The following is a 20,578-nucleotide window of genomic DNA, read 5'->3' as shown; positions in this document are numbered from 1 at the left end:
CCCTATGGACGAGCAAAACAAGAACCTGTTTCTTGCAACCGCACTAAGCTTTGTTGTGATCCTGGTCTGGTTCCTTCTCTTTCCCCCTCCAGAAGAACCACCAGTTGACCCCAACGCACCAGTTGCCATTGAAGGCGAAGCTCCTGCAGTGAGTGATGTGGCCGCGGCACCAACCGCAGCCCCCGGCAGCGCACCAGCGCAGGCTGCTGAAAGCACCGAAACCGTCGAAGCCCCACGCGTCACTCTGAACACAGATCGCCTCGAAGGCTCGATCTCTTTGGTCGGCGGTCGCATCGATGACCTACGCCTAAAAGATTATCGCGTCACACTTGATGACGACTCTGAAATTGTCCAGATGCTCAATCCTGCGGGAAGCAAAGACTCCGTCGGCAGCGACAATTCCTACTACGCCTTGTACGGCTGGGCCCCGGGCGCCGGTCTCACCTTGGATGACGTTCCAGGAGCCAACACACTTTGGTCCGTAGAAACCGGTGACACGCTGACCTCATCTTCACCAGTCATCCTGCGTTGGGATAGCCCTGCTGGTCTGACATTCCGGCGCAATATTGCCATCGACGCCAATTACATGTTCTCGATCACACAATCGGTCGAAAACACCGGCGGGGTCGCTGTCTCTCTGGCCCCCTACGGTATTTTGGCACGCAAAGGTGAGCCTGCTGATCTCAAAAACTTCTTCGTCCTCCACGAAGGTGTAGTGGCCATGGCCGACGGCACCCTGTCTGAAATCGACTACGGCGATATGCCCGATTTCAACATCGTCCCAAGCGAAGGTGCCCGCGCCGAGGTGACACAGGTCGCTGAAAACGGCTGGATCGGGTTCACTGATCACTACTGGATGGCCACGCTCATCCCGGAGCCAGGTTCGGCTTACAAACAAGTCGCGAAATACGACGAAAGCCGTGACATTTACCAAACCGAAACCGTGCTGCCGACCATTCAATTGGCCCCCGGCGAATCGAAAAATGCGAACACTCAACTGTTTGCCGGTGCCAAAGAATGGGACACCATTCGCGCCTATGAAAAAGGCGGTGTTCAGGGCTTCCTGGATTCGATCGATTGGGGATGGTTCTTCTTCCTGACCAAACCGATCTTTGCGGTGCTCCACTGGCTCAACGCTGCCATCGGCAATATGGGTTGGGCGATCATCGGCTTGACCTTGGGCATCAAGGCCCTGCTCTTCCCGCTGGCCTATAAATCGTATGTCTCCATGGCCAAGATGAAAGAGCTTCAGCCTGAGATGGAGAAGATCAAAGAGCGCACTGGTGACGATCGTGAAAAGCTCCAGAAAGAAATGATGGCGCTTTACAAAAAGGAAAAGGTGAACCCGGCCGCCGGTTGTTTGCCAATCCTGATGCAGATCCCGATCTTCTTCTCGCTCTACAAAGTTATCTTTGTAACGCTCGAACTGCGTCACGCCGCATTCTTTGGCCCGTTCCAAGACCTATCCGCCCCGGACCCAACCTCGCTTTACAACCTGTTTGGGTTGCTACCTTGGGCGTCCCCAGAGCCAGGTTCGATCATGGCACTGATCTTTATTGGTATCTTGCCGCTCCTCTTGGGTATCTCCATGTGGCTGCAGCAGAAACTGAACCCGGCACCCACCGATCCAACTCAGGCCATGATTTTCGCCTGGATGCCTTGGGTCTTCATGTTCATGCTGGGTAGTTTTGCAAGCGGGCTTGTGGTGTACTGGATCGCGAACAACACGATCACATTCACGCAGCAGTACCTGATCATGCGCAGCCAAGGCTTCAAGCCTGACATTCTGGGCAACATCAAGGGCAGCTTCAAAAAGGCCACCAAGCCCGAGGAAAAATGACGCTAACCCTTGCTGAAATCTGGCGGTTCCCGATCAAAAGCCATGGTCGGGAACCGCTTTCGTTTACGGACCTGTCCATTGACAAGGCGCTGCCGTGGGATCGTGCCTGGGCCGTGGCCCATGACGCGACCCAAGCAGACGGGAGCGAATGGGTGCCCTGCGGGCAGTTCTCGCGCGGTGCCAAGGCCCCGGGCCTCAGCGCGATTTCAGCCAAGCTTGATGAGGCTACACAGACCGTCACCCTGTCCCATCCGTATCGCGATGATCTGACCTTCAACCCTGATACCGAAGGCGACAAGCTCATCGCTTGGGCGGGCGATTTCATTCCCGAAAACCGGGCCCAGTCGTCGCGTGTCATCCGCGGGCAAGGGTTTGGTTTTACCGACTGTCCTTTTCAGTCAATCACACTGGGCAATATGTCCTCTCATCGGGCGGTCGAACAACGCGTTGGGCACCCGCTTTCGATCCATCGTTGGCGCTGCAACCTCTGGGTTGATGGCATGGCTCCTTGGGAAGAGTTCGATTGGGTGGGCCATCAGGTCCAAATCGGCGACGCAATTCTAGAGGTGGTAGAGCGGACCGAACGCTGTCTTGCCACCCATAACAATCCTGACACTGGACGCCGGGATGACAACATTCTTGGGGCTTTGGATAGCTGGGGCCATCGCGACTTCACCGTTCAAACCAAGGTTGTTCACCCCGGCCGCATCCAACAGGGCGATAAGGTACAAAGACTGTGACACAACAACTTCCTTTCCCATTGGTCGATGAGCCAGAGGCCGACGTCATCGAAGCGGCCCGCGTTTTGTTCGCCGGCGAAGTCGAGTTTCTCAAAGGCGTGGTTGCGATGGACGGACTGCCACCCGATGACCGGGCCGAAGTGTGCTTTGCCGGGCGTTCCAACGTTGGTAAATCTAGCTTGATCAATGCGTTGACCGGGCGCAAAGGCTTGGCGCGTGCCTCCAACACCCCTGGCCGCACGCAAGAAATCAACTATTTCACCTTGGCAAACGATCATTACCTCGTCGACCTGCCCGGCTATGGCTTTGCCAACGCCCCGGTCGATGTGGTGGCAAAATGGCAGAACCTTCTGAAGAACTACCTTGCCGGTCGCGCCAGCCTGCGCCGCGCCTTTGTGCTGATCGACTTTCGCCATGGCGTCAAAGCCGTCGACGAAGAGATCATGACGCTGCTCGACAAATCCGCCGTGACCTTTCAGGTTGTTTTGACCAAATCGGACAAGGTGAAAGCCAAGGATCACGACAAGGTTTTGGCACAGGTGCGTGGCGCATTGGCCAAACATCCGGCTGCCTATCCTGAAATGGTCCTCACCAGCAGTGAAAAAGGCGACGGTATCGCCACGCTGCGCGCGATCATTGCCGGACTGGCCTAGCATTTCGGGCCAAGACACGGCAAAACCAGTGCCAGCCTAATGCTTTGGGGACCGACGATGAGAAAGCAGAACATGACCAGCAACTGGATTGAAACCGCCCGCACCCTTTCCGAAGCTTTGCCCTATTTGCAGCGCTACACCGGTGCGATTGTGGTGGTGAAATTCGGCGGGAACGCGATGGGCGATGATGCCGCGATGGCGCAATTTGCCCGTGACATCGTTTTGATGCGTCAAGTTGGGGTGAACCCCGTTGTTGTTCATGGCGGTGGGCCGATGATCAATGACCTGCTTGGTCGTCTGAACATCGAATCGCACTTTGTTCGGGGCAAACGGGTGACCGATGCGGCCACCGTCGAAGTGGTGGAAATGGTTCTGACCGGTCAGGTCAACAAACGCATTGTTCAGGCTATTATGGGCGAAGGCGGACGCGCCGTTGGTCTCTCGGGTAAGGACGACAACCTGATGGTGTGCGAACCCGATGATCCGGAATTGGGTTTTGTCGGTCGCCCGGTCGAGATGAACGCACAGGTCCTTCATGACCTGTTCGCCGCTGGAATCATCCCGGTTGTTGCCCCCGTTGGCACCGGGGCCAATGGCCAAGACACCTATAACGTCAACGGTGACACCGCCGCTGGCGCGATTGCCGGGGCGCTCAAGGCCGATCGTTTGCTGCTTTTGACCGATGTCGAAGGTGTCAAAGATGGCTCTGGTGAGGTGGTGACCGAAATGACCCCCGACGATGTGCGCCGCATGACCGGTGATGGCACCATTGCCGGTGGCATGATCCCCAAGACCGAGACCGCCCTGAAAGCCATCGATCAGGGTGTGCGCGGCGTCGTCATTATTGACGGTCGCGCCGAAAACGCCTGTTTGCTTGAGCTCTTTACCGAACATGGGTCGGGCTCGATGATCCGCCCCGCGGACCTCCCCCCCTTGCCGGAATGATAGACGCGGCGGGCATTGACCATGCGGCGCGGGGTCTTGGCCTCGCGCTACGTGGCGTGCTGCACCCCAAACCGGATGCCACGCTTGACCCGGCGACCCAAACTCTTGCCTTGCTCGGGCCTGACGAACCGGACTTTTGGGGCATTTTCACACAATCACCAGAGTATCTAGATGGCGAACCCGATCCCATGGATCGCTGGTCAAAGCGCATCACCATGCCGCTCGCCGAACGCTGGCAGGGACAGGCGCTTTTTCCATCCGATGGCCCACCCTACCCGCCGTTTCTAGGCTGGGCAACAGCGTCGGGGGCGGCATGGTCCTCACCTGTTGGGCTTTTGGTTCACAAAGACGCCGGACTTTTTGTCAGCTATCGCTGCGCCATTGCCCTGCCCTTTCACGTGTCTTTGCCCGCCCCTTCGGTGATCCCTTGCAAAACCTGCGACGCTCCATGCGAGGGTGCCTGCCCGGTTTCCGCGATCGCCAAAGATCACCCCTATGATGTTGCGCGGTGCAAGGCCCATATGCGCAGCTCTGACGGGGTTGAATGCCGCGAAAACGGCTGTTTGGTGCGGCGCGCCTGCCCGGTTGCGACAAATTTCCGCCGTTTGCCTGCACAGTCCGCTTTCCACATGGCCGCATTTCTGAAAAACTGACGCTATGAAACGTCTTATTTTGATGCGCCACGCCAAATCCGATTGGTCGCTCGGCGAAGAAGATCACACCCGTCCACTCAACCCACGCGGCAAAGCCTCGGCTGTTACCTTGGGAAATTGGTTGCGCGATCAAAAGATTGAGCCTGATGAGGTGTTGTGTTCAAGCGCCACGCGGACGCGCCAAACTCTGGACGGGCTCAACCTTGATGCCAAGACCCGCTTTGAACCGTCCCTATACTTGGCCGATCCGTCGGTGATCTTGGATGTTCTAAGCTCTGCCACCGGTGACACGGTGTTGATCCTCGCCCATAATCCGGGGATCGCCATGTTGGCTCAGGGCATGGTCTCGCACCATCACCCGCATCCCCGGTTTGCCGACTATCCGACCGGGGCGACCCTAGTGGTCGATTTTGAGTGTGAGAGCTGGGACAAAGCAGAACCCGGCACAGGCCGGGCTCATAGCTTTGTTATTCCACGAGAATTAGAAGACGCGCGTTAACGGAAAGGCGGGCTATAGAGCAATCCACCATCTGTCCATTGCGCGTTTAACCCGCGCGACAGGCCAATGGGCGTGTTCTCACCGATGTTCTTTTCAAACAACTCGCCATAGTTTCCGCCGGCGCGAATGGCGTTGACCGCCCAGTCCGATGGCAGCCCAAGCATTTCACCCAACAACCCTTCGGTGCCAAGCAGCCGATTGATTTCCGGGTTGTTTGTGCCTTCCAAAAGCTCATCCACATTGGCCGATGTCACGCCCAGCTCTTCGGCCGCGATAAGCGAATTGAGCGTCCAACGCACCACATCCGCCCATTCGTTATCATCGTGACGGACCGCAGGGCCAAGCGGCTCTTTGGAGATGATTTCGGGCAACAGAACGTGGTCACCGGGGGCCTCAAAGGTGGCGCGAATGGCCGCCAATCCGGATGCATCAGTGGAATATACCTCGCATGCGCCTTCCAAATAAAGGGTCTGCGCCTCGGCGGTCGATTCTATCGGAATCTCATCATAGTCGATATTATTGCGCTCAAAGAACTCCGACAAGTTCGGACCTGTGGTCGTATCCGTTTGAACGCACACGGCTTTTCCGTTCAGCTCTTTGGCCGAGGAAATGCCCGACGCCTTAGGGACCATGAACCCCTGACCGTCGTAATAATTGATACCTGCAAATTCCAGTTTCAGGTCGACATCTGCCGACATGCTCCACGTCGTATTGCGCGCCAGCATGTCGATTTCACCAGACAAGAGCGCTGTGAACCGGGACTTATTGGTGGTCGGGACAAATTGTACCGCCGTCGGATCGCCCAAAACAGCAGCGGCCACCGCGCGGCACAGCCCCACGTCAAACCCATGCCATTCTTCGTTGGCGTCTTGCGACGCAAAGCCGACCAGACCGGAATTTACCCCGCATCTGAGCACGCCATGCGCTTTGACGTCATCCAATGTGCCTGCCTCTGCGGCTCCCGCGGCACCCAAAAGCGCGCTAAGGAGTATAAAATTCCGCATATTTCCCTCTTCTCAGGTTTATGCCTCGAAACAACGAGAAGCCCTTGTACGCGGGCCTTAGCTACCAATATTCGGGCGTCCCTTCCCTGCGACTATGAGTTTGGGCGATTTAGCGCTTCAACGTCAAGGCAAGATACCGCCGAATGACCTGTTTTAAGGGCTTCTATACCTATGGTTCACAGGTCTTTGTTCTCTTATGTCGCGCTTGCCAGCCGATAGAACAATTCCGCAAACACCAACTCGCTTTTCTTACGGTTCGCCAATTCGGTCGCCTCTTCGTCCTCGCCCCATTGCTCCTCCTGCCAGGCCTCATCAAGACGTGACAAATCCCACAAGGTTTCCGCGTCGTGTAGACGATAAGTTGCTGCGAATCCAAGGATCAAAGAACCGGTCATCGACACAAGGTCGTGAAACGCGGCCAATTGGAACGGGGTGAATTGATGCACCTTGGCCGTCAGCCCGGCCAGAACTTCGCCGTCTTGGGGGGCGTGCATGATGCCTGTGCGCGGCTCTAGCCGGGCGTCCAAGGTTTCCGCCGCCCAATCCAGAACCGGATCCCATTTTTCGGCTTGGCGTGTCGCCAATTCCGCCGGGCTTTCGGCGCGATAGCACAAAAGATCAGCATCGCCATAAGCGGCCAACATATCCGCCACTTCGCCGAACTGGGTTGCGACCTTGTCCAAGGCCGAATTTGACATGCGGGTAAAGGGCATGGTCGCCGGGTCGATTTTGTCGTCTTGCGCCTGCCACTCCTGTGCAATCGCGTCCGCCAAAGCGCGCGTCGGCACAATCAATGGCGTCTTGGCCGGCGTTCTGACATTGCGGCCATCCAAGGTCACGGAAAACCCGTTTTCAATCTCGATGGTTTCGGCGGCTGTCCAAAACCGCTTGGGTGCCCATTCGCTCATTCGAAACCTCCCAAAAGCTGTTCGATCGCCTGTTCAAGCGCGCCTGCGTCGTGAACCAATGCATCCGCGTGCGCAAGCGCTTTGTCGTTGTGATAGCCCCAGCCAACGCCAATTGCCTTGAACCCGGCGGCATGGGCCATATCCATGTCGAAACTGGTGTCGCCAATCATCACCGCATGCGCCGCCTCGGCCCCGCTTTCGCGCAGGGTTGCCTGCAACATGGATGGGTGGGGTTTGGATGGATGATCGTCGGCGACCTGAGTCGTGATAAACTGCGCCGGCAAATCCAGCCCTTCAAGCAAGGCCGTCAACCCGCGCCGTGATTTCCCCGTGGCAATCCCGAGCAACAGGTTGTCATGCTTGGCCAACCGACCCAACAGGTCGGATATCCCATCGTAAAGTGGCGAATGCCCGCCTTTGCGACGCAAATCTGCATAGCTGTCCTTATAGGCCTCAACCATCTGATCTCGAATGGATTCCCCGACCTCTGGCACAAGCTGCGCCATGGCTTGGGGCAAGGACAGACCGACAATCGACAACACCTGCGCCTTGGGAGGCAAAGCCACATCCACGCTGGCAAAGGCCGCCTGCATTGACGCCAAAATATCACCCTGACTGTCGACGAGGGTGCCATCGACATCAAATACCGCCAGTTTCAACGTCACGTTTACAGACCCTCAAACGGATCATCATCCGCAAAGCTTTCTTCCCAGCCCAGCGTGTCCCAACTTTGCGCCATGTGATCGGGCAGCGGGGCTTTGATTGTCACAACCTTGCGGGTCACCGGGTGCACAAAGCTCATTGAGCGGGCATGAAGATGCAGCTTTTTCGAGATCATGCCGCCAAGCTGAGCCCCCCAACCATCACCAAGGTTTTCCTGACCCGATCCGCCATATTTGCCGTCGCCAATAATCGGATGGCCAATCTCGGCCATGTGGGCGCGCAATTGGTGGGTCCGTCCGGTGATCGGCTCCATCGCCACCCAAGCGGCGCGTGACGCAACCCGGTACAGTGTTGCATAAAGCGTATGGGCGCGTTTCGCCCCGGGCGTGCTATCCATGTCGCGCGGATGCACAGCGATCATTTTCTCGCCACCGCCCGATGGGCCATGCCCCGGCGCTTTGACCAAACCATAGCGGATTTCGCCGAGGTAAGGCACCGGCACACCGCCCACCAAAGCCCAATAAATCTTGCGGGTTTCCTTGTGGCGGATCGCGTCGGTCAACCCTTTGGCCACTTCACGAGACCGGGCCAACAACAACACACCGGATGTGTCCTTGTCTAACCGGTGCACAAGTCGCGGCTTTTCATCGCTGCCGAACTTTAGCGCTTCGGAGAGGCCGTCCACGTGGCGGGTTTGTTTGCTGCCGCCTTGGGTCGCTAAACCGGGTGGTTTGTTCAAGGCAATCACATGATCGTCTTTCCAGAGCACACAGCTTTGGATCATCTGAGCATCGGCGTCCGACACGCGCGGCTGTGGTTTGGGTTCGGATTTGACCTCACTCGCATCCGGAAGTGGCGGGATGCGCACGGTTTGCCCAACTTCTAATCGGGTCGAGGCTTTGACCCGGCCGCCATCCACCCGAAGCTCGCCTTTGCGGCACATCTTTTCGATACGGCCCTGCCCCACATGCGGGAACATCCGTTTTAGCCAGCGGTCAAGGCGCTGATCCCCTTCGCCCGGGGCAATCGTTAGGGTCTGAACACGGCTCATGAGGCAAAGCTCCGGGCTAAAAGGAGGCCGGCAAACAGCGCGGCAATGGAAAAAACAACAGAGGCCAGCACATAGCCTGCCGCAAGGGTGACGTCACCCCTTTCATACAGGGTCGCCGCATCAAGCGAAAACGCCGAAAAGGTGGTGAACCCGCCCAACACTCCGGTCATCAAGAACGGGGCAAATCGCGTCCCCGACAGATGCGCCAGCACAACCACGATCACCCCCATCATAAACGAGCCGACAATATTGACGACCAACGTCCCCCACGGAAACCCCGCTCCAAGCCAGCGCATCGCGCCAACCCCGGTCAGATAGCGCAAAACAGCACCGATTGCGCCACCAAGCGCCACTTGAACAAGGGTGAAAATCATCAACGTCTGTTGCCTGTACGCGGTCTTAGAGTCAAGATGCCTTGAGGGGTATTACCCCTGCGTAGCACCGGTTTTCACCACGTCTTTGAGCGCGCTTAGAAACCCTGTTACCGCCGACTGAAGCGCTCTTTCGTCAAGCCGCAACAAATCGGGTTCGGTCCAAGCCGTTCCGGGGTCCAACCGCGCGATCAAATCTTGACGTTGCCGTTCTTGATCCGCTCCAAGCGGCAACCGACCCGCCACATCGAGCAACTCGTACAACCGATGCACCTCGCGCAGGATGCGAAACGCCTCGATCATCCGTGGTCCAAGGGTTGGGTCCACCCGCCAATCGGCCCCTTTGAACACATCCTGTGACACCCGTTGCCCGGCCCCAAGGCAGTCAAACTTCAAACACCCGGCAAACCCCTTGGCCAATCGATCCGCATGAATTTTGCAGCCAAATTCAGCATTTAAGTGGGTACATCCAGCCCCAGCAGGTTTGGAAATGGCAAAATCCGGGCTTGGTTCAAACTCAAATGCCATACAGCAAAGCGCCGCACAGCGGCTGCAATCGGCCTTTAGGTCAAGCCCGCTCACGCCTCACCTTCGCGCCGGGCGCGCAGCTTGGCGAAATAGGCAACGCGCTTGCCCAATTCGCGTTCGAATCCACGCTCAACCGGGGTGTAATAGCTCTGCCGCCCCATTTCTTCGGGGAAATAATCCTGACCGGAAAACCCGTCTTCGGCATCGTGGTCATAGGCGTATCCGGCCCCATAGCCCTGATCCTTCATCAACCGGGTTGGGGCGTTCAAAATATGCTTGGGCGGGGTAAGCGACCCAGTTTTCTTCGCCGCCTTGCGCGCCGCCTTATAGGCCACGTAAACCCCGTTCGATTTCGGAGCCAGCGCGATGTAAACCAGCGCCTGCGCCAACGCCAACTCGCCCTCGGGCGAGCCGAGCCTTTCGTAGGTTTCCCAACTTTGAAGGCACACCGATTGCGCCTGTGGATCTGCCAATCCGATATCTTCGACCGCCATCCGAGTGATCCGGCGCGCCAAAAACCGCGGGTCCTCGCCCGCGTCTAACATCCGCGCAAACCAATAGAGCGCCGCGTCCGGGTCGGAACCGCGCACCGATTTATGCAGCGCTGAAATGAGGTTATAATGCCCATCACCGGATTTGTCATATTGCGCCGCGCGTTTCATCAACCGTGAGGTCAGCGCATCGGTGTTTAGCGGCGCATCAACCTTCCACGACATCACTTGCTCAATCAAGTTGAGAAGCGCCCGCCCATCTCCATCGGCCATTTCGATCAACGCCGGGCGCGCGCCATCGTCCAAGGGCAGTTCGCGATCCAATTCGCCCTCGGCCCGTTGCGCCAGTAATTCCAGATCGGTTGGGGCCAATCGCTCCAAAACCAACACCTGTGAGCGGCTCAGCAAAGCGGCGTTAAGCTCAAACGATGGGTTTTCCGTCGTCGCCCCCACCAAAAGAATGGTGCCGTCCTCCATATGCGGCAAAAACCCATCCTGCTGGGCTTTGTTAAAGCGATGAATTTCATCGACAAAGAGCAAGGTCCCCTGCCCGGTTTTGCGCCGCAGCTTAGCGGCCTCAAACACCTTGCGCAGCTCTGGAACCCCGGTGAAAATCGCGCTGATCTGGACAAAATGCATGTCCGTCGCATCCGCCAAAAGCCGCGCAATCGTGGTTTTGCCCACGCCGGGCGGCCCCCAAAAGATGATCGAGCCAAGCGTTCCGGCCTCAAGCATCACGCCCAATGGGGCCTCTGGCCCCAAGACCTGCCTCTGTCCAATCACATCCGACAAAACCTTTGGCCTTAAGCGGTCGGCCAAGGGACGCGGAGCCGTATCGGGAACGACATCGGATGTATCAAACAGGTCAGCCAAAGGTCAGATCCGGAATTTTAGGGTCAGGCGACGGTTACCACGCAACGCGTCGATCCGCACCCGCCTACCGGATTTTCGCAGCAAATCTCCGACATCAGAAGGCGAGGTGATTTCGCGGCCATTCACACCCAGAACAACATCACCTTTCTTTAGGCCGATCTTGGCTCCTGATCGTCCTGGGGTCATCACAATGATCCCCTGGCCATCGCCAGAAAGCCCAAGTTCGGCCAAAACCGCCGGGTTGATCCGGGCAAGGGATAACCCTTCTAAAACCTCACGCCGCCCCAAGGTTACTTGATCACGCGCCGGGACTTCCGGGGGGCTGATCATTGCAACAGCGGCTTGTTTTTCGGTGCCGCGCGACACGTAACTCACCTGCGCCTTATCGCCGATGCGACGCACCGACATCCGAAACAGCATTTCCGCCGGGGTGTTCACCTGCAAACCATCGACGCTCAGAACCACGTCGCCGGGCACCAAACCGGCCACGGCAAAGGGGCTTTGGGGATGCAAATCGGCAATCAACACCCCACCAGGCAGGTTCAGACCCAGACTATCCGACAAATCCGCATCCACCGGTTGGCCGGTCATCCCAGCCCAAGGTCGATTGAACTGATTCTGCCCGGCGCGGGCCTGATCAACAAATGACGCCACCAAGGCCGATGGGATCGCAAAGCCAATGCCGTTTGATCCGCCCGACCGCGTCAGGATCGAGGTGTTCACCCCAATCAAATCACCGTTGATATCAATCAACGCCCCACCGGAATTGCCCGGATTGATCGGCGCATCGGTCTGGATGAAATAGCCGCGCGCATTGCCCGTCGCGGTGCCAGAGCGCGCCAAACCAGAGACAATCCCCGACGACACGGTCTGGCCAACACCAAAGGGGTTGCCGATCGCCAAAACCAATTCGCCGACTTCAACCGTATCGCTATCACGCAATGACAGATGCGGCATGTCCGACGCGTCACGCAATTTCAGGATCGCCAAATCGGCCTCTTCGTCACCCAACATCACATCGGCCACAAATTCGCGGCGGTCATTTAGAACAACGCGAATATCGGTCGCCATGCCAACAACATGGTAGTTCGACACGACAATCCCATCATCGGACAAGATCACCCCAGAGCCGAGCGAGTTTTGCACCCGAGGACGGCTCTGAAAATCACGGAACAGGTTGTTGAAAAACGGATCATCCGCAAAGGGGCTGCGTTGCTGCACCACACGCCGAGCATAGATGTTGACCACGGCTGGGGCGGCTTCTTTGACCAAGGGCACAAAGCTTAGGCTAATTTCAGCGTTGGATTGCGGAACACGGGTTTCGGCCCAAGCCGGGGCGGCAAACATGGTCAGGATCAGAAAAACACGCAGCAACATAGGCTCCCTTTCTTCAAATGCCACTTTGATATGCGGCTGCACCGGGATGATTGCAAGCTGTGACTATGGCTTGGTGATCATACAAGAGATAGTAAAGGGTCATGGCGACAGGGAGTGAACCACCATGACCCGTTGCGCGTTACCCCGCCTTGCGGGTAAGCACGCTGCGGCGCTGGCGGACATCGTCCGACAATTCGCGCAGACAGTTTTGGGTTTGCGACCAATCAATACAGCCGTCGGTGATCGACTGACCGTAGACCAGAGGCGCCGCGCCGAGCTTTTGTGCGCCACCTACAAGGTTGCTTTCGATCATAACGCCCATGATCCGGTGATCTCCACGGGCGATTTGCCCGCCAACATTGGCCAGAACTTCGGGCTGGCGTTCGGGGAGTTTGCCGCTATTGGCGTGGCTGGCATCGATCATCACCTGCGGGCGCACACCGTCAAGTTCCGCCTTGTGACACAAGGTGTCGACCGAAGCCTCGTCATAGTTCGTGCCCTCGCCACCGCGCAGAATCACGTGGCAATCCGGGTTGCCATGGGTGCCAACAATCGCAGCTTGTCCGCTTTCGCTGAGACCCATGAAATGATGCGGTTGCGCCGAGGAGCGCACCGCGTCAAGCGCGATTTGGATATTGCCGCGGGTGCCGTTCTTGAACCCAACGGGGCAGCTCAGGCCCGACGCCATTTCGCGGTGAATCTGGCTTTCGGTGGTGCGCGCACCAATCGCCGCCCAGCTCACCAGATCGGCCACGTATTGCGGAACAGCCGTATCAAGGAACTCGGTCCCAACCGGCAGGCCCATCTCGTTGATCTCTAACAATAGTTCACGCGCGGCTTGCAGGCCTTCGTTGATCGCGAATGACCCGTCGAGATGCGGGTCATTGATCAACCCTTTCCAACCGCCAATGGTGCGCGGTTTTTCGAAGTACACCCGCATGACGATTTCCAGCGTGTCGGCGCATTCCACCCGCAGCGCCTGAAGCTTGCGCGCGTAGTCAAGCGCCGCATCAGGGTCATGGATCGAACAGGGTCCGGTGACGGCGATAACGCGATCATCCTCGCCTTTTAGAATGCGCTGAATGGCATTGCGCCCGCCTTGTACGGTCTGCGACGCCGCATCCGACAAAGGGAGTTGCGCGCGCAGGGCGGCGGGGGTGGTGAGTTCTTGCATCTGGGTGACGCGAAGGTTCTGGGTGGCGATGGGCATGGGCTTCTTCCTGAATGGGATGCCCCCGGAGCTGGATACAAAAAAACCGCCCTCGGGGGCGGTCGGTGGTATCTCGTTTTTGCGTTATGTCAGAACGCGCAAACCCCTCCGTCCGCCTTATGGCTCGGATAATAAAAGTACCAAAATGTTGCGTACGATTGGGTCATGCGCCAAACGTTAGCGCCGGATTGTCGGTCTGTCACCCCGAAAAAGACCAAAAACCGAAAAACGCCTAACCACATATTCTGAAACGATAATCTTGACAGATGCGCCAAATATCGACGCCGGAACGAACGACATTTCAAAGGTTGCGCCCCAAATCAGCTCGGAAAGATCGATCCCGATGCGGGCTGTCGAGACCGATAAGGCAAGCGCATATCCACGAATCATAAAAGCCCGATGCCGGGCGATTTGGCGGGATCGCACGGCAACAATTGCCAACCAAAAACAAGCAAACATCGCCGCCACCACCCCAAATGTGCCGAGTTGCGTCAACAGCCCGCCCACAGCCGGAAACACCAAAACCATCCAAAGAACAGCCAAGCCAGACGCCACGCCAAGGGTCACATAGAGACGCCCCAGAAAGAGATGAAGCGCAGGGTGCCGTGACCGAAGGCGCCCGGAAAACTGTAGCGGGCCAATCAGAAAGAACACCAAGCCGGGCAAAAAAGATGCGCAAGTGTCACCAAGGGTGATCCGCATTTCGCTGATTGACCCAATCCAGTGTCGTCCATGACTGCGTCACAAATATCAGCCGCTCAACCGTACCAATGATAACAGGCAGCGAAACCAAATACAGAAACGGAACAAGCAACAGACGTGACATGCCTAAGCGCTAACAGGTTTGTCACAAATAAAAAGGCCCCACCCAAGCGGGTGAGGCCTTTGAAATTCTCAGTCGAGAAAAGCTTACTCGTCGGCGGCTTCTGCTGCTTCGAGACGGGCTTTGTCCGCTGCGCCTTTGGCGTCAACGTCGCGGTCAACCAGTTCGATGATCGCCATAGGCGCCATGTCACCGTAACGGAAGCCAGCTTTCAGAACACGGCAATAGCCGCCCGAACGCTCGGCGTAACGTGGGCCAAGAACGGCGAACAATTTCGCAACGTCTTTGTCTTCTTTCAGCTGAGCAGCTGCCTGACGACGGGCGTGCAGGTCGCCGCGCTTGCCCAGGGTGATCAGCTTGTCGATGACGCGCTTGAGTTCTTTTGCCTTGGGCAAAGTGGTTTTGATTTGCTCATGTTCGATGAGCGAGCCGGCCATGTTCGAGAACAACGCCTTGCGGTGTTCGTGTGTACGATTAAGGCGGCGGTATCCACGCTTGTGACGCATATGTCTAACTCCAGAATGTGCCCTCTACGGGCTGTTTTGCTTTGTCTGGCTGGCGATGCGTGTCACCAGCTCTCCTTGGGGCCTAGGCCCAGAACCGGGCGACACGGGGCCGCCCAGATGTAGGGTGGGGTTTTACCCCACCAAACTTAAAAGTTGTCTTCGAGCTTCTTGGCCAGATCTTCGATGTTGTCTGGTGGCCAGTCTTCGACGTCCATGCCGAGGTGCAAACCCATACCCGACAGCACTTCTTTGATCTCGTTCAAAGATTTGCGGCCAAAGTTTGGTGTGCGCAGCATTTCTGCTTCGGTCTTCTGAATAAGATCGCCAATATACACTATATTGTCGTTCTTCAGGCAGTTTGCAGACCGGACAGACAGTTCCAGCTCGTCCACTTTCTTGAGCAGAAGTGGGTTGAACTCGAGACCATCATCATCGTCTTGACGCTGAGCCGACTCGGGCTCTTCGAAGTTGACGAAGATCGACAGCTGATCCTGAAGGATACGCGCAGCAAAAGCCACCGCATCTTCTGGGGTGATCGAGCCATCGGTTTCGACCTTCATGGTCAGCTTGTCATAGTCCAGAACCTGACCTTCACGGGTCGGCTGAACGTCATAAGCAACCTTTTTGACCGGCGAATAGATCGCATCGATCGGGATCAGGCCAATAGGCGCATCTTCTGGCTTGTTCTTGTCAGCCGAGACATAGCCTTTGCCAGTGTTCACGGTGAATTCCATGTACACTTCGGCACCTTCGTCCACGTGACACAACACGTGTTCGCGGTTCAGGATCTCGATGCCCGCGCTTTCGGTGATGTCACCAGCGGTTACAACACCTGGGCCTTTGGCGCTTACGGACAAACGCTTGGGGCCTTCGGCCTCCATGCGGATCGAAACACCCTTGAGGTTCAGAATGATGTCGGTGACATCTTCGCGAACACCGTCAACAGACGAGAATTCGTGCAATACGTTGTCGATCTGAACGCTTGTGATGGCCGCGCCCTGAAGGCTCGACATCAAAACACGACGCAGCGCGTTGCCCAATGTGAGACCAAAGCCGCGTTCGAGCGGTTCAGCAACAACAGTGGCTTTGCGTGCGGGATCGTTGCCGGGTTTGATTTCAAGCTGTGTTGGCTTGATCAGTTCGGCCCAATTCTTATGGATCATGCAAGTCCCTCCATACCTGTCCGGTCCCCATGTCCAAAGGTCCAGACGCCCGAGGTTTCAAACGACATATTGGGGCCGGACAAATGCCCAGCCCCAATACGTTAGTAAGTGCTTATACGCGGCGGCGCTTTGGTGGGCGGCAGCCGTTGTGCGCGATTGGGGTCACATCACGGATCGAGGTGATGTTGAAACCAACAGCGGCAAGGGCGCGGAGCGCCGATTCACGACCCGAACCGGGGCCCTGAACTTCAACTTCGAGTGTCTTAACACCGTGCTCTTGAGCTTTTTTGCCTGCATCTTCTGCAGCCAGCTGGGCAGCGTAAGGAGTCGATTTACGCGACCCTTTAAAGCCCATGGTGCCAGCAGAGGACCAAGAGATTGCGTTACCCTGAACGTCAGAGATCAGGATTTTGGTGTTGTTAAAGGTCGAGTTCACATGCGCAACGCCAGCTGCGATGTTCTTGGAGACCTTTTTCTTGCCTGCGCGGCGAGTATCACGTGCCATAGGTCAGTGTCTCCCTTACTTCTTCTTGCCAGCAATGGCCTTTGCGGGGCCTTTGCGGGTACGAGCGTTGGTGTGCGTACGTTGACCACGTACAGGGAGGTTACGACGGTGGCGCAGGCCACGGTAGCAGCCGAGGTCCATCAAACGCTTAACGTTCATGGTCACTTCGCGGCGCAGGTCGCCTTCGACGGTGTAGTTTGCATCGATGTGCTCACGGATCGCCAATACTTCAGCGTCAGAAAGCTCATTTACGCGGCGCGTGGCGTCGATGCCTACCGCTTCGATGATGGCAGCAGCCGAAGTGTGGCCAATACCAGTGATATATGTGAGTGCGATGGGCACCCGCTTGTTGGTCGGGATGTTAACGCCGGCAATACGTGCCAATGTGCATCTTCCTTTTTGTTGCGAGTCCGTAGAACCGGGCCCTTTTTTCACAACATGAGGCCCGAGGCAAAAGCCGCCGGGCCGTAGCTGATCAGGTGATCTGCGCCATGGGTGCGACCCACTTTGCATATATGATTCTCATACTGAGATGTGGGTGGGTATGAAGTTTCAGAGGTCCCGTCAAGAGCGTTTTAATTCTGCGTGCTCCGAGACTTCGCACAAAAGCCTTCTCAAACTTACCGGGAAAATGCCAGACTGTATTCAACCCAATATTTCGGGTCACATTTTTTTGGAGTTTTGATGCTCATTCAAGTGCTTTATATTAGCAGGTCAACCTATCCCCGCGGGGATTTGACCGATCTCGAAATTCTCAAAACTGCCAATCGTAAAAACAAACTTGCCAATGTGACCGGTGCCTTGCTGCGTGATAACCGTCGGTTCCTGCAAATCCTCGAAGGCGAAACAGCTGCCGTTCTTCACACGATCGAAGCCATCCAACAAGACCCGCGTCATTTCGACGTGAACATCCTGTTTCAACGGGCCATTGAAACGCGGTTCTTTGGTGATTGGTCCATGGGCTATAGTGAAATCAACAAAGAAACAGTGGCCCAGTTTGAAAGCCTAAGCAAAACCTTCTCCGAAGCTTTGGACGCGGCGCTGGTTGATCTCAAACCCAGCATTCAAACCCCCGCTCTTTGAGCCCCATCCAGCCACAAAAAAACCCGCCACTGGGGCGGGTTTCTTCAAATCAGCGCTAGATCAGACTTAGGCGTCGAGCTTTTCGGCAATCGCCGCCTTGATTTCGTTGATCTCACCAAGGCCATCCACACGGCAATGCTGACGCAAGGCGTAGTAGTAGCCGATCAATGGCGCGGTCTGCTTGTAGTATTCCATCAAACGGGTGCGCAGGCTGTCTTCGTTGTCGTCAGCCCGGCGTTTGAAATCAGACGCGCCACAGTTGGTGCATTTCTCATCTTCTGGGATCGGCTTAGTGATGTCGTTATAGACTTCACCGCAGCTTCCGCAGGTCGAACGTGCCGTGATCCGCTTGACCAAGGCTTCGTCCTGCACACGCAGTTCAACAACCAGGTCAAGTTTCTGACCAACCTCTTCCAGCAGCTCAGCCAAGGCATCCGCCTGTTTGAGCGTGCGTGGAAAGCCATCAAAGATAAAGCCGTTGGCGTCGACCGTTTGCAGCTTTTCACGAATCAGACCGATCACGATCTCATCTGTAACCAACTGGCCCTTGGCCATCACCTCGGCCACTTTCAGGCCCATCTCGGTTCCGCTGTCCTTGGCTTCCCGCAACATGTCGCCCGTTGAGAGCTGCACCATGCCACGTTCTTCTACCAAAAGACGTGCTTGTGTACCTTTACCTGCCCCTGGGGGCCCCAAAAGAATGATATTCATCGACGCGCCGGCCCTTTCCGCTTGCGAGCCTTACCTTTACCGCGAAGCTGCGACTTCTGAATAAGACCTTCGTACTGATGTGCTAGCAGATGGCTCTGTACTTGCTGAATGGTATCCATTGTCACACTTACGACAATAAGCACCGATGTCCCGCCGAAATAGAATGGAATTGCGAACTGAGCCCGCAGAATTTCCGGCAAAAGACACACAGCCGCCAAATAACCCGACCCAACAACCAACAAGCGATTCACCACATATTCCAGATATTCGGCGGTTTTCTTGCCCGGCTTGATGCCCGGAACAAAACCATTCTGGTTTTTGAGGTTATCCGCCACGTCGTCCGGTTTGAACGACACGTTGAAGGTGTAGAAATAAGCAAAGAACACGATCATCGAAGCAAAGAACAGCAGATAGAGCGGCTGTCCGGGGCCAAAGTAGGCCAAGATCGTCGACATGATCGGACCAGCATCAGACCCTGAGAAGGTCGAGATCGTTACCGGCAGCAAAAGCAAAGAACTTGCGAAGATCGCCGGGATAACGCCCGCTGGGTTCACTTTCAGCGGCAGGTGGCTGTTTTGCGCTTCGGTCATCTTCATGCCCACCTGACGGCGGGGGTATTGGATGGCGATCTTGCGCAAGGCGCGTTCCATGAACACCACAAAGGCGATCACGGCCACGACCATCAGCATCACACCAACGATAACCGCAGGGCTGATGGCACCCGAACGACCTGAGGCAAAGAACTGAGCCAAGGCGGCGGGGACTTCGGCGATGATGCCAACAAAGATGATCAGCGAAATACCGTTGCCGATGCCGCGTGCGGTGATTTGCTCACCCAGCCACATCAGGAACATAGTGCCGCCCACAAGGGTGATCACACAAGCGGCACGGAAGTACCAACCGGGATCGGTTGCCAAATCCCCGGCCTCGAGCGACGCGGCCAAACCATAGGCTTGGAAGGTTGCCAAGATCACCGTCCCGAAACGGGTGTATTGGTTGATCTTTTTGCGGCCCTGTTCGCCCTCTTTCTTCAGCTGTTCAAGCTTGGGCACCATGGCCGTCAGCAACTGAATAATAATCGAGGCGGAAATATAGGGCATGATGCCAAGGGCAAAGATGCCCATGCGGCCCAATGCGCCCCCTGTAAACATCGACACAATGCCAGCAATCCCTTGCCCGGCCTGATCGACGAATTCCTGCAACGCGGCGCCGTCAATCCCTGGAACAGGGATGAACGTGCCGAGGCGGTAAACTATCAATAGGCCAAGGGTAAAGAGAATGCGATTGCGCAGGTCGGTTGCTTTGCCCAGTGCCGCCCAACTTGTGTTTGCGGCCATTTGCTCTGCTGCGGATACCATGCGGGTCTCTCTTGTCAGACAAACGCCGCCCTGAGCGTCTTCCTGCTCGGGCGGCGTTGATGGAAAACTAGATAGGTATGTAAGCGGCCAATGCGCCGCTCACAAGGCGTTTATTCCGCCGCTGCCGCGTTCGTGACTGTCAGCGCGCCGCCTTTTGCCTCAACAGCCGCGATTGCGGACTTGGAAGCACCGGTAACGTTGATGGTCAGAGCAGCAGTGATTTCGCCTTTGGCGAGAACACGGATACCGTCCAGCTTACGACGAACCAGACCCGAAGACACCAATGTATCTTCGTTGATTTCGCCAGCTGTGAGTTTGCCTGCGTCTACGAATTTCTGGATCAGGCCGAGGTTTACAACGGCCCATGCCTTGCGGTTCGGCTTGTTAAAGCCACGCTTAGGCAGACGTTGGTACAAAGGCATCTGGCCGCCTTCGTAGCCATTGATGGCGACACCCGAACGCGATTTTTGACCCTTGATACCACGGCCACCGGTTTTACCCATGCCCGAACCAGCACCACGGCCAATACGCTTGCGGCGTTTGGTTGCGCCTTCGTTGTCGCGAAGTTCATTCAGTTTCATGTCGCTTCTCCTTTGCCGGAAGCGCCCCCGAAGCGATCTTTG

At 56.6% G+C, this 20,578-nt stretch carries 25 protein-coding genes; 7 read left to right on the top strand and 18 right to left on the bottom strand.

Annotated features, from left to right (window positions below):
• The first annotated feature begins 4 nt into the window (after positions 1 to 4).
• From yidC to Q1A43_RS00310, 6 genes are read left to right on the top strand one after another with little or no spacing between them, the layout of a single operon-like run.
• A complete protein-coding gene (gene yidC, locus Q1A43_RS00335; RefSeq protein WP_299925189.1) occupies positions 5 to 1,840 on the top strand; it encodes a membrane protein insertase YidC in 1,836 nt (611 codons plus the stop codon).
• Entirely contained in the window at positions 1,837 to 2,580 is a 744-nt protein-coding gene (locus Q1A43_RS00330) for an MOSC N-terminal beta barrel domain-containing protein (RefSeq protein WP_299925187.1), read from the top strand. The genes yidC and Q1A43_RS00330 overlap by 4 nt, the downstream gene beginning before the upstream one ends.
• Positions 2,577 to 3,233: a ribosome biogenesis GTP-binding protein YihA/YsxC gene (gene yihA / locus Q1A43_RS00325; protein ID WP_299931635.1), complete on the top strand. Its 657-nt coding sequence runs from the start codon at positions 2,577 to 2,579 to the stop codon at positions 3,231 to 3,233. Before Q1A43_RS00330 ends, yihA begins: the two co-directional genes overlap by 4 nt.
• A gap of 57 nt (positions 3,234 to 3,290) precedes the next feature.
• The gene (argB, locus tag Q1A43_RS00320) at positions 3,291 to 4,178 is read left to right on the top strand and encodes an acetylglutamate kinase (RefSeq protein WP_299925183.1); all 888 of its coding nucleotides are present in this window, start codon (positions 3,291 to 3,293) and stop codon (positions 4,176 to 4,178) included.
• Entirely contained in the window at positions 4,175 to 4,831 is a 657-nt protein-coding gene (locus tag Q1A43_RS00315; RefSeq protein ID WP_299931634.1) for a ferredoxin, read from the top strand. Before argB ends, Q1A43_RS00315 begins: the two co-directional genes overlap by 4 nt.
• Positions 4,832 to 4,835: 4 nt before the next feature.
• Positions 4,836 to 5,330, top strand: coding sequence for a histidine phosphatase family protein (locus Q1A43_RS00310; protein WP_299925179.1), 495 nt, complete (start codon positions 4,836 to 4,838; stop codon positions 5,328 to 5,330).
• Here Q1A43_RS00310 and Q1A43_RS00305 read toward each other — a convergent pair.
• The 15 genes from Q1A43_RS00305 to rpsM form a co-directional block, all read right to left on the bottom strand.
• A complete protein-coding gene (locus Q1A43_RS00305; protein ID WP_299925177.1) occupies positions 5,327 to 6,334 on the bottom strand; it encodes an amino acid ABC transporter substrate-binding protein in 1,008 nt (335 codons plus the stop codon). The genes Q1A43_RS00310 and Q1A43_RS00305 overlap by 4 nt on opposite strands.
• 194 nt (positions 6,335 to 6,528) lie before the next feature.
• Positions 6,529 to 7,242 carry an ATP12 family chaperone protein gene (locus tag Q1A43_RS00300; protein ID WP_299931632.1) on the bottom strand — a complete coding sequence of 238 codons (714 nt, stop codon included), beginning with the start codon at positions 7,240 to 7,242 and terminating at the stop codon, positions 6,529 to 6,531.
• On the bottom strand, positions 7,239 to 7,907 hold the full coding sequence (locus Q1A43_RS00295; protein WP_299931631.1) for an HAD-IA family hydrolase: 669 nt from the start codon (positions 7,905 to 7,907) through the stop codon (positions 7,239 to 7,241). The genes Q1A43_RS00300 and Q1A43_RS00295 overlap by 4 nt, the downstream gene beginning before the upstream one ends.
• A 2-nt stretch (positions 7,908 to 7,909) precedes the next feature.
• Positions 7,910 to 8,956, bottom strand: a complete 1,047-nt coding sequence (locus tag Q1A43_RS00290) for an RluA family pseudouridine synthase (protein ID WP_299925169.1) — start codon at positions 8,954 to 8,956, stop codon at positions 7,910 to 7,912.
• Entirely contained in the window at positions 8,953 to 9,330 is a 378-nt protein-coding gene (gene crcB, locus Q1A43_RS00285; RefSeq protein WP_299925166.1) for a fluoride efflux transporter CrcB, read from the bottom strand. The genes Q1A43_RS00290 and crcB overlap by 4 nt, the downstream gene beginning before the upstream one ends.
• Positions 9,331 to 9,381: 51 nt before the next feature.
• Positions 9,382 to 9,909, bottom strand: a complete 528-nt coding sequence (locus Q1A43_RS00280; RefSeq protein ID WP_299931630.1) for a hypothetical protein — start codon at positions 9,907 to 9,909, stop codon at positions 9,382 to 9,384.
• A complete protein-coding gene (locus Q1A43_RS00275) occupies positions 9,906 to 11,219 on the bottom strand; it encodes a replication-associated recombination protein A (RefSeq protein ID WP_299931628.1) in 1,314 nt (437 codons plus the stop codon). The genes Q1A43_RS00280 and Q1A43_RS00275 overlap by 4 nt, the downstream gene beginning before the upstream one ends.
• Before the next feature lie 3 nt (positions 11,220 to 11,222).
• Positions 11,223 to 12,596, bottom strand: a complete 1,374-nt coding sequence (locus tag Q1A43_RS00270) for a trypsin-like peptidase domain-containing protein (RefSeq protein ID WP_299931626.1) — start codon at positions 12,594 to 12,596, stop codon at positions 11,223 to 11,225.
• A gap of 139 nt (positions 12,597 to 12,735) precedes the next feature.
• Positions 12,736 to 13,806 carry a 3-deoxy-7-phosphoheptulonate synthase gene (locus tag Q1A43_RS00265; protein WP_299931624.1) on the bottom strand — a complete coding sequence of 357 codons (1,071 nt, stop codon included), beginning with the start codon at positions 13,804 to 13,806 and terminating at the stop codon, positions 12,736 to 12,738.
• Positions 13,807 to 13,983: 177 nt separating this feature from the next.
• Positions 13,984 to 14,508 carry a DUF2306 domain-containing protein gene (locus Q1A43_RS00260; protein ID WP_299931622.1) on the bottom strand — a complete coding sequence of 175 codons (525 nt, stop codon included), beginning with the start codon at positions 14,506 to 14,508 and terminating at the stop codon, positions 13,984 to 13,986.
• Positions 14,489 to 14,632, bottom strand: coding sequence for a hypothetical protein (locus Q1A43_RS00255; RefSeq protein ID WP_299931620.1), 144 nt, complete (start codon positions 14,630 to 14,632; stop codon positions 14,489 to 14,491). The genes Q1A43_RS00260 and Q1A43_RS00255 overlap by 20 nt, the downstream gene beginning before the upstream one ends.
• Positions 14,633 to 14,715: 83 nt before the next feature.
• Entirely contained in the window at positions 14,716 to 15,135 is a 420-nt protein-coding gene (gene rplQ, locus Q1A43_RS00250) for a 50S ribosomal protein L17 (RefSeq protein WP_299925149.1), read from the bottom strand.
• 146 nt (positions 15,136 to 15,281) lie between these two features.
• Positions 15,282 to 16,298, bottom strand: a complete 1,017-nt coding sequence (locus tag Q1A43_RS00245) for a DNA-directed RNA polymerase subunit alpha (protein ID WP_299925146.1) — start codon at positions 16,296 to 16,298, stop codon at positions 15,282 to 15,284.
• A 112-nt stretch (positions 16,299 to 16,410) separates the two neighbouring features.
• Complete coding sequence (gene rpsK / locus Q1A43_RS00240; protein ID WP_299925144.1) at positions 16,411 to 16,803, bottom strand: 30S ribosomal protein S11; 393 nt, start codon at positions 16,801 to 16,803, stop codon at positions 16,411 to 16,413.
• 15 nt (positions 16,804 to 16,818) lie between these two features.
• Complete coding sequence (gene rpsM / locus Q1A43_RS00235; protein ID WP_099248478.1) at positions 16,819 to 17,187, bottom strand: 30S ribosomal protein S13; 369 nt, start codon at positions 17,185 to 17,187, stop codon at positions 16,819 to 16,821.
• Positions 17,188 to 17,487: 300 nt separating this feature from the next.
• Between rpsM and Q1A43_RS00230 the strand changes: the two genes are divergently transcribed.
• On the top strand, positions 17,488 to 17,886 hold the full coding sequence (locus tag Q1A43_RS00230; RefSeq protein ID WP_299925138.1) for a BLUF domain-containing protein: 399 nt from the start codon (positions 17,488 to 17,490) through the stop codon (positions 17,884 to 17,886).
• A gap of 66 nt (positions 17,887 to 17,952) precedes the next feature.
• Here the strand turns inward: Q1A43_RS00230 and Q1A43_RS00225 are convergent, their stop codons facing one another.
• The 3 genes from Q1A43_RS00225 to rplO form a co-directional block, all read right to left on the bottom strand.
• Positions 17,953 to 18,597, bottom strand: coding sequence for an adenylate kinase (locus tag Q1A43_RS00225; RefSeq protein WP_299925136.1), 645 nt, complete (start codon positions 18,595 to 18,597; stop codon positions 17,953 to 17,955).
• Positions 18,594 to 19,955, bottom strand: coding sequence for a preprotein translocase subunit SecY (secY, locus tag Q1A43_RS00220; protein WP_299925134.1), 1,362 nt, complete (start codon positions 19,953 to 19,955; stop codon positions 18,594 to 18,596). Before secY ends, Q1A43_RS00225 begins: the two co-directional genes overlap by 4 nt.
• Positions 19,956 to 20,065: 110 nt before the next feature.
• Complete coding sequence (rplO, locus tag Q1A43_RS00215) at positions 20,066 to 20,536, bottom strand: 50S ribosomal protein L15 (RefSeq protein WP_299925132.1); 471 nt, start codon at positions 20,534 to 20,536, stop codon at positions 20,066 to 20,068.
• Between the last annotated feature and the right edge of the window lie 42 nt (positions 20,537 to 20,578).

The organism is uncultured Pelagimonas sp., assembly GCF_947498515.1.
In the GTDB taxonomy this organism is placed as follows: Bacteria; Pseudomonadota; Alphaproteobacteria; order Rhodobacterales; family Rhodobacteraceae; genus Pelagimonas.
This window is presented reverse-complemented; position numbering and strand designations above follow the sequence as displayed.

Excerpts from the sequence above, each read along its gene's own strand:
- rplO (WP_299925132.1), bottom strand. The coding sequence starts at position 20,536 with ATGAAACTGAATGAACTTCGCGACAACGAAGGCGCAACCAAACGCCGC.
- Q1A43_RS00225 (WP_299925136.1), bottom strand. The coding sequence starts at position 18,597 with ATGAATATCATTCTTTTGGGGCCCCCAGGGGCAGGTAAAGGTACACAA.
- Q1A43_RS00260 (WP_299931622.1), bottom strand. The coding sequence starts at position 14,508 with ATGCGGATCACCCTTGGTGACACTTGCGCATCTTTTTTGCCCGGCTTG.
- Q1A43_RS00245 (WP_299925146.1), bottom strand. The coding sequence starts at position 16,298 with ATGATCCATAAGAATTGGGCCGAACTGATCAAGCCAACACAGCTTGAA.
- Q1A43_RS00330 (WP_299925187.1), top strand. The coding sequence starts at position 1,837 with ATGACGCTAACCCTTGCTGAAATCTGGCGGTTCCCGATCAAAAGCCAT.
- Q1A43_RS00270 (WP_299931626.1), bottom strand. The coding sequence starts at position 12,596 with ATGTTGCTGCGTGTTTTTCTGATCCTGACCATGTTTGCCGCCCCGGCT.
- Q1A43_RS00265 (WP_299931624.1), bottom strand. The coding sequence starts at position 13,806 with ATGCCCATCGCCACCCAGAACCTTCGCGTCACCCAGATGCAAGAACTC.
- yidC (WP_299925189.1), top strand. The coding sequence starts at position 5 with ATGGACGAGCAAAACAAGAACCTGTTTCTTGCAACCGCACTAAGCTTT.
- Q1A43_RS00310 (WP_299925179.1), top strand. The coding sequence starts at position 4,836 with ATGAAACGTCTTATTTTGATGCGCCACGCCAAATCCGATTGGTCGCTC.
- Q1A43_RS00300 (WP_299931632.1), bottom strand. The coding sequence starts at position 7,242 with ATGAGCGAATGGGCACCCAAGCGGTTTTGGACAGCCGCCGAAACCATC.
- Q1A43_RS00290 (WP_299925169.1), bottom strand. The coding sequence starts at position 8,956 with ATGAGCCGTGTTCAGACCCTAACGATTGCCCCGGGCGAAGGGGATCAG.
- rplQ (WP_299925149.1), bottom strand. The coding sequence starts at position 15,135 with ATGCGTCACAAGCGTGGATACCGCCGCCTTAATCGTACACACGAACAC.
- secY (WP_299925134.1), bottom strand. The coding sequence starts at position 19,955 with ATGGTATCCGCAGCAGAGCAAATGGCCGCAAACACAAGTTGGGCGGCA.
- Q1A43_RS00230 (WP_299925138.1), top strand. The coding sequence starts at position 17,488 with ATGCTCATTCAAGTGCTTTATATTAGCAGGTCAACCTATCCCCGCGGG.
- argB (WP_299925183.1), top strand. The coding sequence starts at position 3,291 with ATGAGAAAGCAGAACATGACCAGCAACTGGATTGAAACCGCCCGCACC.
- Q1A43_RS00255 (WP_299931620.1), bottom strand. The coding sequence starts at position 14,632 with ATGTCACGTCTGTTGCTTGTTCCGTTTCTGTATTTGGTTTCGCTGCCT.
- Q1A43_RS00305 (WP_299925177.1), bottom strand. The coding sequence starts at position 6,334 with ATGCGGAATTTTATACTCCTTAGCGCGCTTTTGGGTGCCGCGGGAGCC.
- crcB (WP_299925166.1), bottom strand. The coding sequence starts at position 9,330 with ATGATTTTCACCCTTGTTCAAGTGGCGCTTGGTGGCGCAATCGGTGCT.
- Q1A43_RS00315 (WP_299931634.1), top strand. The coding sequence starts at position 4,175 with ATGATAGACGCGGCGGGCATTGACCATGCGGCGCGGGGTCTTGGCCTC.
- rpsK (WP_299925144.1), bottom strand. The coding sequence starts at position 16,803 with ATGGCACGTGATACTCGCCGCGCAGGCAAGAAAAAGGTCTCCAAGAAC.